This is a genomic window from Chitinophaga sp., assembly GCF_036566945.1.
GTDB lineage: Bacteria > Bacteroidota > Bacteroidia > Chitinophagales > Chitinophagaceae > Chitinophaga.
In genome coordinates, this window is record NZ_DATCVJ010000948.1 from 1 (window position 1) to 6,945 (window position 6,945).

The window sequence follows — 6,945 nt, forward strand, 5'->3', positions numbered from 1 at the left end:
TGAACGAATGCGATGCCATCAAAGACAGTCTCCGACCCAATCCCATCGCTGCACCTGAACTGAATAGTCATCGTGCTACCAGGGGTGCTGCACTGGCATTAAAAGCAAAAGTGTTGCTGTATGCCGCCAGCCCCTTGTTCAATGGTCAGAATATTGATGCCAATAATCCACTCACAGGTTACATTAACTACGATAAAAATCGCTGGAAACTGGCAGCAGATGCCGCCCACGACCTGATCAATGAAAGAACTTTCGCGCTGCTGCCTAATTTTAAAGATGTATTTATCACCCAAAATAATAGTGAAGTCATCTTTTTCCGACAGGGCGGAAATACCACCGACGTTGAAAGTGCCAACGGGCCCGTAGGTTTTGCGGCCGTAGCAAGAGGCCGCACCAACCCTACGCAGGAACTGGTGAATGCTTTCCCTACCAACACCGGCGTTCCTATTACAGACCCGGCATCGGGCTATAATTCCAATGATCCGTATGCCCGCCGTGATCCACGTCTCACAATGAGTATCCTGTATAACGGCGCACGCTGGCTGAATACAGAACTACAAACTTTTCAGGGTGGCCAAAGCCGCCCCGGTGGCGCAGAACCCGGCACGCAAACATCGTATTATATGCGCAAGTTCATGGGCAACTTCGAAAATGCCACGCAATACAGCAATACCAACCGCGACTGGATCATATTACGCTACACGGAAGTACTGCTCAATTTTGCTGAAGCAGAAAATGAGTCCAACGGCGCCACGGCAGAAGTATACCAGGTGCTGAAAGACCTGCGTGCACGCGCAGGTATTACTGCCGGCGATAATGGTATGTATGGCCTGAAGGAAAACATGACGGCAGATGAAATGCGCAATGTGGTACGTAACGAAAGAAGGATAGAACTGGCTTTCGAAGAACACCGCTTCTGGGATATCCGCCGCTGGAAGATAGCGCAACAGGTATATGGTACCGCATTGCATGGCATGAACATCATCAAGGACGGACCTGCCTTTAACTACAACGTGGTGGAAGTGTTCAGGCCCGTGTTCACGGCGCCCAAAATGTACCTGTATCCTATTCCTTACGATGAAGTAGTGAAGAACGATAACATGCGTCAGAATCCGGGCTGGTGAGTGTCCTATTCCTTACAAGAAATTTAACTGACTGAAGATGAAAAATATTATACTGTTTCTCCTGCTGCTGCTGGCTACACCTTGCCTCGTAACGGCCCAGCAAAAAATCATAAGCGGTACGGTAAAAGATATGAATGGGGTACTGCCCGGCGCTTCCATTTCGGAAAAGGGTATGCCCACTAACGGTGTCATAGCCGATGCCAACGGCCGATTCAAACTCACGCTGAAAGGGCGCTCCAATACGATCCTGATAAAGTTGATCGGGTTTTCTGCACAGGAAATTGATGTGGCCAGTCGCGATGCGATCGATGTAGTGCTGCAATCATCTACACAAGGCATCGATGAAGTGGTAGTAGTGGGATTCAACACCGCTAAACGTATCACCAGCACGGGTGCGGTAAGTGCCATTACCGGCGCTGAAATCAGAAACGTACCTACTGCCAATGTACAGAATGCCCTGATGGGAAAACTGCCGGGATTTGTGTCGCAACAACGCTCCGGCCAGCCCGGAAAAGATGCATCCGATTTCTTTATCCGTGGTGTGAGTTCCCTCAACAGCGATGGAAATAAACCACTGATCATTGTAGATGATATCGAGTATTCTTACGATCAGCTGCAACAAATCAATGTCAACGAAATCGAAAGTATCTCTATCCTGAAAGATGCTTCCACTACCGCAATCTATGGTATCAAAGGCGCTAACGGCGTACTCGTGGTAGCTACCCGCCGCGGTAAGGTGGGCCTTCCACAGGTAAATCTCCGTGTAGAATCCGGTCAGCAGGCGCCCGTGAAAACGCCCACGTTTCTCAATGCATACGATGCGGCTACACTGGTAAATGAAGCCTATAAAAATGATGGTCTCACTCCCAAATTTACGGCGCAGGATCTCGAATTATTTAAAAATGGGAAAGATCCCTACGGCCATCCGGACATCAACTGGTATGATGCGGTATTTAAAAAATATGCCTATCAGGCCAATACCAACGTAGATATTTCTGGTGGCACAGAAGCGGTGAAGTACTTTATCTCCGGTGGATTTCTCACACAAAACGGGTTGGTAAAAGATTTTTCTGATCCGAGAAATGAAGTGAATACCAACTACTTTTTCCGCCGCTATAATTTCCGCTCCAACCTCGATATGCGCGCTACCAAAACGCTGACCATGCGGCTGAACCTCACCACCCGCTTCGGTGATATCAATCAGCCCAGGTCCGCTAACGTGGTGTCGGAAGTATATAATTTTGAAAAAATACATCCGTATTCAGCGCCAATGATGAACCCTAACGGGAGTTACGCTTATGCCGTGGACACCAAAGATGCATTGCCTACGCTGAACGCAAGACTGGCCAACGGTGGTTACAGTCGTACTAAAAGAACCGATTTCGATGTGCTGTATGACGTTACACAACAACTCGATTTTCTGACAAAGGGGCTCTCCCTCACAGGCCGCGTGGCCTATGGCGGCATTGAGCAGTATGCCAGAAATCTTTTCCGCGAAGCCGATCCGCCATCGTATTACTATAATCCAGCGGATCAGTCGTATACCCTCGATCCCCGCGGCAACTATCGCCTGCAGGCGTATCGGGTAACAGGCAACACAGATTTATATAGCCGGAATGTGAATACACAGGCCTTCCTCAGCTATAACCGTATTTTTGGTGATCACGCTTTCAATGCGCTGGCCTTGTATAACAGGCAAAGCTATACGTCGAAAGCAGATATTCCCGCTAACTTCAGGGGCTTCTCTTTTAAAGCAGGTTATAACTACAAACAAAAATACCTGCTCGATTTCAACGGCGCCTATAATGGCTCCGACAGATTTCAGGCGGCGAAACGTAACGGCTTCTTTCCAGCCGTGGGCGTGGGATGGAGCATTTCCGAAGAACCATTTTTTAAGAGTAATATTCCTTCCATCAGTCTCCTGAAACTACGCGGCTCCTACGGGGTAGTCGGCTCCGACGTTACTTCAGGTAATCGTTACCTGTACCGTCAGGAGTATGTTAATGGCGGTGGTTATTCTTTTGGAGAGAATGACACACAAAACGGCTCTATCTATGAAGGCGATCTCGGAAACATGGACGTGAGCTGGGAGAAAGCCAAAAAAGCAGACATCGGTATCGACATGAATCTCTTTAAAGATAAGCTGTCTTTTACGGTTGATTATTTTCATGATATCCGTTTCGATCAGCTGGTACGTAAAGGCTCGGTACCAAATATGCTGGGTATCGGTTTCAGTCCTACCAACGTAGCCAGAACCAGCAACCAGGGCTTCGACGGACAAATCAACTACCGTGGAAATATTCGTCAGGTGAACTTCAATACCAGTCTCGTATTCCAATACTTCAAAAATAAAGTACTGTTTAAAGACGAAGCACAACCGGCTTATCCCTGGCTGCGGGAAACAGGTCTGCCTATCGATCAGCCATTTGGTTACACCTTTATAGGTTACTACACACCAGAAGATGTGCAGAAAATCCAGTCCAACACACACGATAAACCCGCTGCTCCATTGACGGAGTATCCTATACAAGCGGGCGATCTCAAATACAAAGATGTGAATGGCGACGGCGTAATCGACAACAACGACATAGGACCTATTGGTAAACCCAACCTCGCCAATACCGTACTGGGACTTACACTGGGCGCCAGTTACAAAGGCTTCAGCATTAATGTACTGTTCCAGGGTTCTTTTGGATATAGCTTTAGCGTAGTAGGTACAGGTATCGAAACTTTTCAGAGTCAGTTCCAACCCATTCATCAACAAAGATGGACGCCGGAGAATGCTGCCAATGCGCAGTTTCCACGACTGACCAGCAATCCTACCACGGTCAACAGTGCACGCACCTATATGTCGGATTTCTGGCTGATAGATGCACGGTATGTACGACTGAAAACAGTAGACCTGGGCTATCAGCTGCCCAGCCGCTGGCTGCCGGGGCGTCTGAATAATGCACGTCTTTACCTGAGTGCTTATAATTTACTGACCTGGACCAACTATGATAAATACCAGCAAGACCCGGAAGTAGCCAGCAACTCCGCCGGCGATGCATACATCAATCAGCGGGTAGTTAACCTGGGTATTCAAATTGGCTTTAAATAAATATCTGTATGTACAAAATGATATTGCTATTGATGGCCGGCGGTATTTTTACCTCCTGTGTGAAAAATCCGCTCAGCGGCTATCAAAGCCAGGAGCGCGCCATCATCTCCTTCAAACTGCCGGAAGGCCAGGTAGGCGAAACCGAGATTGTGAACGGAACCGATTCTGCCACCGTGACGCTATGGGTAACAGAGGAGCTGGATCTTACTGCGCTCACGCCGCAGGTGATGGTGTCTAAAAACGCGACAGTATTGCCCGCGCCAGGTGTGAAAGTAAATTTCGCCGCGCATGACAACCGCTATGCGTATCGCGTAACATCCGAATCAGGTGCCTCGAAATACTGGTATGTACGCCTCATGAAAAAAACAACAGCCACCGGTCCTCGTTTGCAACTGCTGCAAAGCAATGGCCGCTGGGACCCGCGCGTAACGGTGTACAGCGATTTGGATTACAACGACTATCTCACCCGCTACCAGAACTGGAACGGCGGCGATGGTTGCTACTCTGTATTACTGCCGGATGGCCGCCTGCTCTGGTCATTCCAGGATAGCTTCTTTGGGCAGGTAAGCGCTGATCGCAACCGTACCAACAACGTCATGAACCGTAATGCCGCACATCTGCAACTCGATACGTCTCTACAAAGTTTTATACAACTCAACCCTGGTGCAGGTAATCAGAGCCAAACCTGGATCAAGTACGGCAGCGCCGCCGAAGATCAGGACTGGTACTGGCCCGGCGCCGGACAGGTACATGGTGGCAAAGTCCAGATGCTGCTCAGCCACGTTAAGAAAACGGGTAGTGGTACCTGGGATTTTGCACACGTTAGTACTGATCTGGCCATCTTCGATTTGCCGTCTATGCAGTTGAGTCAATTGATCAAAGACAAAGACCTGAGCAGCAACTACAGCGCCGGCAGTATGCAGGCCCCCGATGGCTATACGTATATGTACAGCACGGAAAATGGTTTTCTGACTTCATCCATGTATGTAGCCCGCGCAGCCGGTCAGGACCTGACCGGCACCTGGGAATATTATGGCCAGAACGGATGGAGCACTACGCCGGTGAAATATAATGTATGCAGCGATATTAGCCAGCCGAATGTGTTTTATAAAGATGGTAAATACTACCTCGTATCACAGCAAATTATTTTCGGACTGGATATTTATATTCTTGAATCTAACAGCCCGGTGGGACCGTGGACCAATAAACGGACACTGTACCATATCCCGGATCAATACAGCGTGGGATTCATTAGTTACAATGCCTTTGTGCATCATGGATTAAGCAGGGAAGGAGAGTTGGTTATTTCCTATAATATCAATCCCACGGATTTCGCCAGCAATTTCAACAACCCAGGTAGTGCAGACAGGTACCGGCCCTATTTTATACGCGTATTCAATTGGAAATAGTAAACTTTCGTAGTAACAGCAAAGGCTTCCCATCGGGAAGCCTTTGCTGTTAAATGTTTCATTAGAAATGCCTGTTCCCGTTCGTATTACGTGGGTCGATCAACGACTTATTGCAATAAGTCGCCGGATCAAATTCACTGACATTCATGGATAAAAAGGAAATATCAGTGAATAAGGGTGCCAGCTTTTGTATGATCACCCTCGAAAGATGGGCTCTTTGCTCCGTTGTTCGGCCGCCCATAATGCTCGCGAAAATGTGCAAAAAACTATCTTTGCCGTGTCCCAGTTTATAATGTTCGTAACAGTTCATCCGCACCTTTACATCATTTTCTGCAAACAATCCTGTCGATACCGCCGCATCGTAAACGGTATCCATGATCACTTCTGCCGGTTGTTGTGCTAAAATGTTTTTTGAAAATTCTATTACAAAATGAGGCATATGTTTTATTTTTTTACCAGGCCCTGGTACGGCCTACATAAATATTCTTGGCGTTGTAATAAGTATCTCCCCACGGGCCACTACCACCACTGGAACCTTCCATCTGCAGGTTAATGATGATATACATAGGCTTCCCTACAAAATTAGCCACATGCATGCCCGTCCAGTTACCATCAATATAGTAATGAATGTTTATATCCGTAGCACTTACTTTGGTGATCCATACCCGGTAATTATGCCAGTTACCCGGCGCCGAAACATTCGTTAAAATACTGGATACATCCTGCGGGGTTCTAAAAGTATTCTGCCAGTTGGTGGCATTACCCTTAAACTCCAGGATATCACTTTCCGGAGGCCAGCTATTCACGGCAGTCAGCCAGAATGCAGGCCAGGAACCGGCTACCGATGGCGCCTGGAAATCTCCTTTTACTTCCCAGTTGGGAAATTGATCATTCACTAATACCTGTGCTTTGGCATATACAGCACCACTGTGATAATGAATAGGCAGATAAGGATCGCTGGAGCTGTTTCCTTCATTCCAATTGATGCGGGCAGCCTTCAGTGTGAGTGTACCGGCATTCAGGTAAATATGGTTATGATCAGAAGTACTGCCATACATACGTGCGGTACCGTTGTGATCCGATCCCCAGGGATAGAGATAATTCCAGGAGGCTTCAAATGCGGTGTAACTGTCAAAGGAGCTGTTGTCCAGCACGGTTTCCCATGTTTCTGCTGCTACAGCGGCCGATTGCGTTTTTACCACAGCCGCAATTTTGGAATCAGTAGGCTGACCGGGAACAGCTTGCTTCTGACAGGACAGGAGGATAGGACTGACCAGTGCAAATAAGATTTTCATACTTGTTTTCATAAAAC

General features: G+C 47.8%; 5 protein-coding genes. 3 read left to right on the forward strand and 2 right to left on the reverse strand.

What is annotated here, in order from left to right; translation table 11 throughout:
- From VIP81_RS28570 to VIP81_RS28580, 3 genes are all read left to right on the forward strand, one after another.
- The coding region (locus tag VIP81_RS28570) for a RagB/SusD family nutrient uptake outer membrane protein (protein ID WP_331969671.1) at positions 1-1,124 on the forward strand (1,124 nt) is incomplete at its 5' end.
- A gap of 37 nt (positions 1,125-1,161) precedes the next feature.
- Positions 1,162-4,224 (forward strand): TonB-dependent receptor, encoded by a 3,063-nt coding sequence (locus VIP81_RS28575; protein WP_331969674.1) that lies wholly within the window; start codon positions 1,162-1,164, stop codon positions 4,222-4,224.
- An 8-nt stretch (positions 4,225-4,232) separates the two neighbouring features.
- On the forward strand, positions 4,233-5,633 hold the full coding sequence (locus VIP81_RS28580) for a DUF5005 domain-containing protein (RefSeq protein ID WP_331969677.1): 1,401 nt from the start codon (positions 4,233-4,235) through the stop codon (positions 5,631-5,633).
- A gap of 61 nt (positions 5,634-5,694) precedes the next feature.
- On the opposite strand, the gene VIP81_RS28585 is transcribed toward VIP81_RS28580, so the two are convergent.
- Together VIP81_RS28585 and VIP81_RS28590 are read right to left on the reverse strand one after the other, a co-directional pair.
- Positions 5,695-6,072 carry a 5-carboxymethyl-2-hydroxymuconate Delta-isomerase gene (locus tag VIP81_RS28585; RefSeq protein WP_331969680.1) on the reverse strand — a complete coding sequence of 126 codons (378 nt, stop codon included), beginning with the start codon at positions 6,070-6,072 and terminating at the stop codon, positions 5,695-5,697.
- 13 nt (positions 6,073-6,085) lie between these two features.
- The coding region (locus VIP81_RS28590; protein WP_331969683.1) for a hypothetical protein at positions 6,086-6,945 on the reverse strand (860 nt) is incomplete at its 5' end.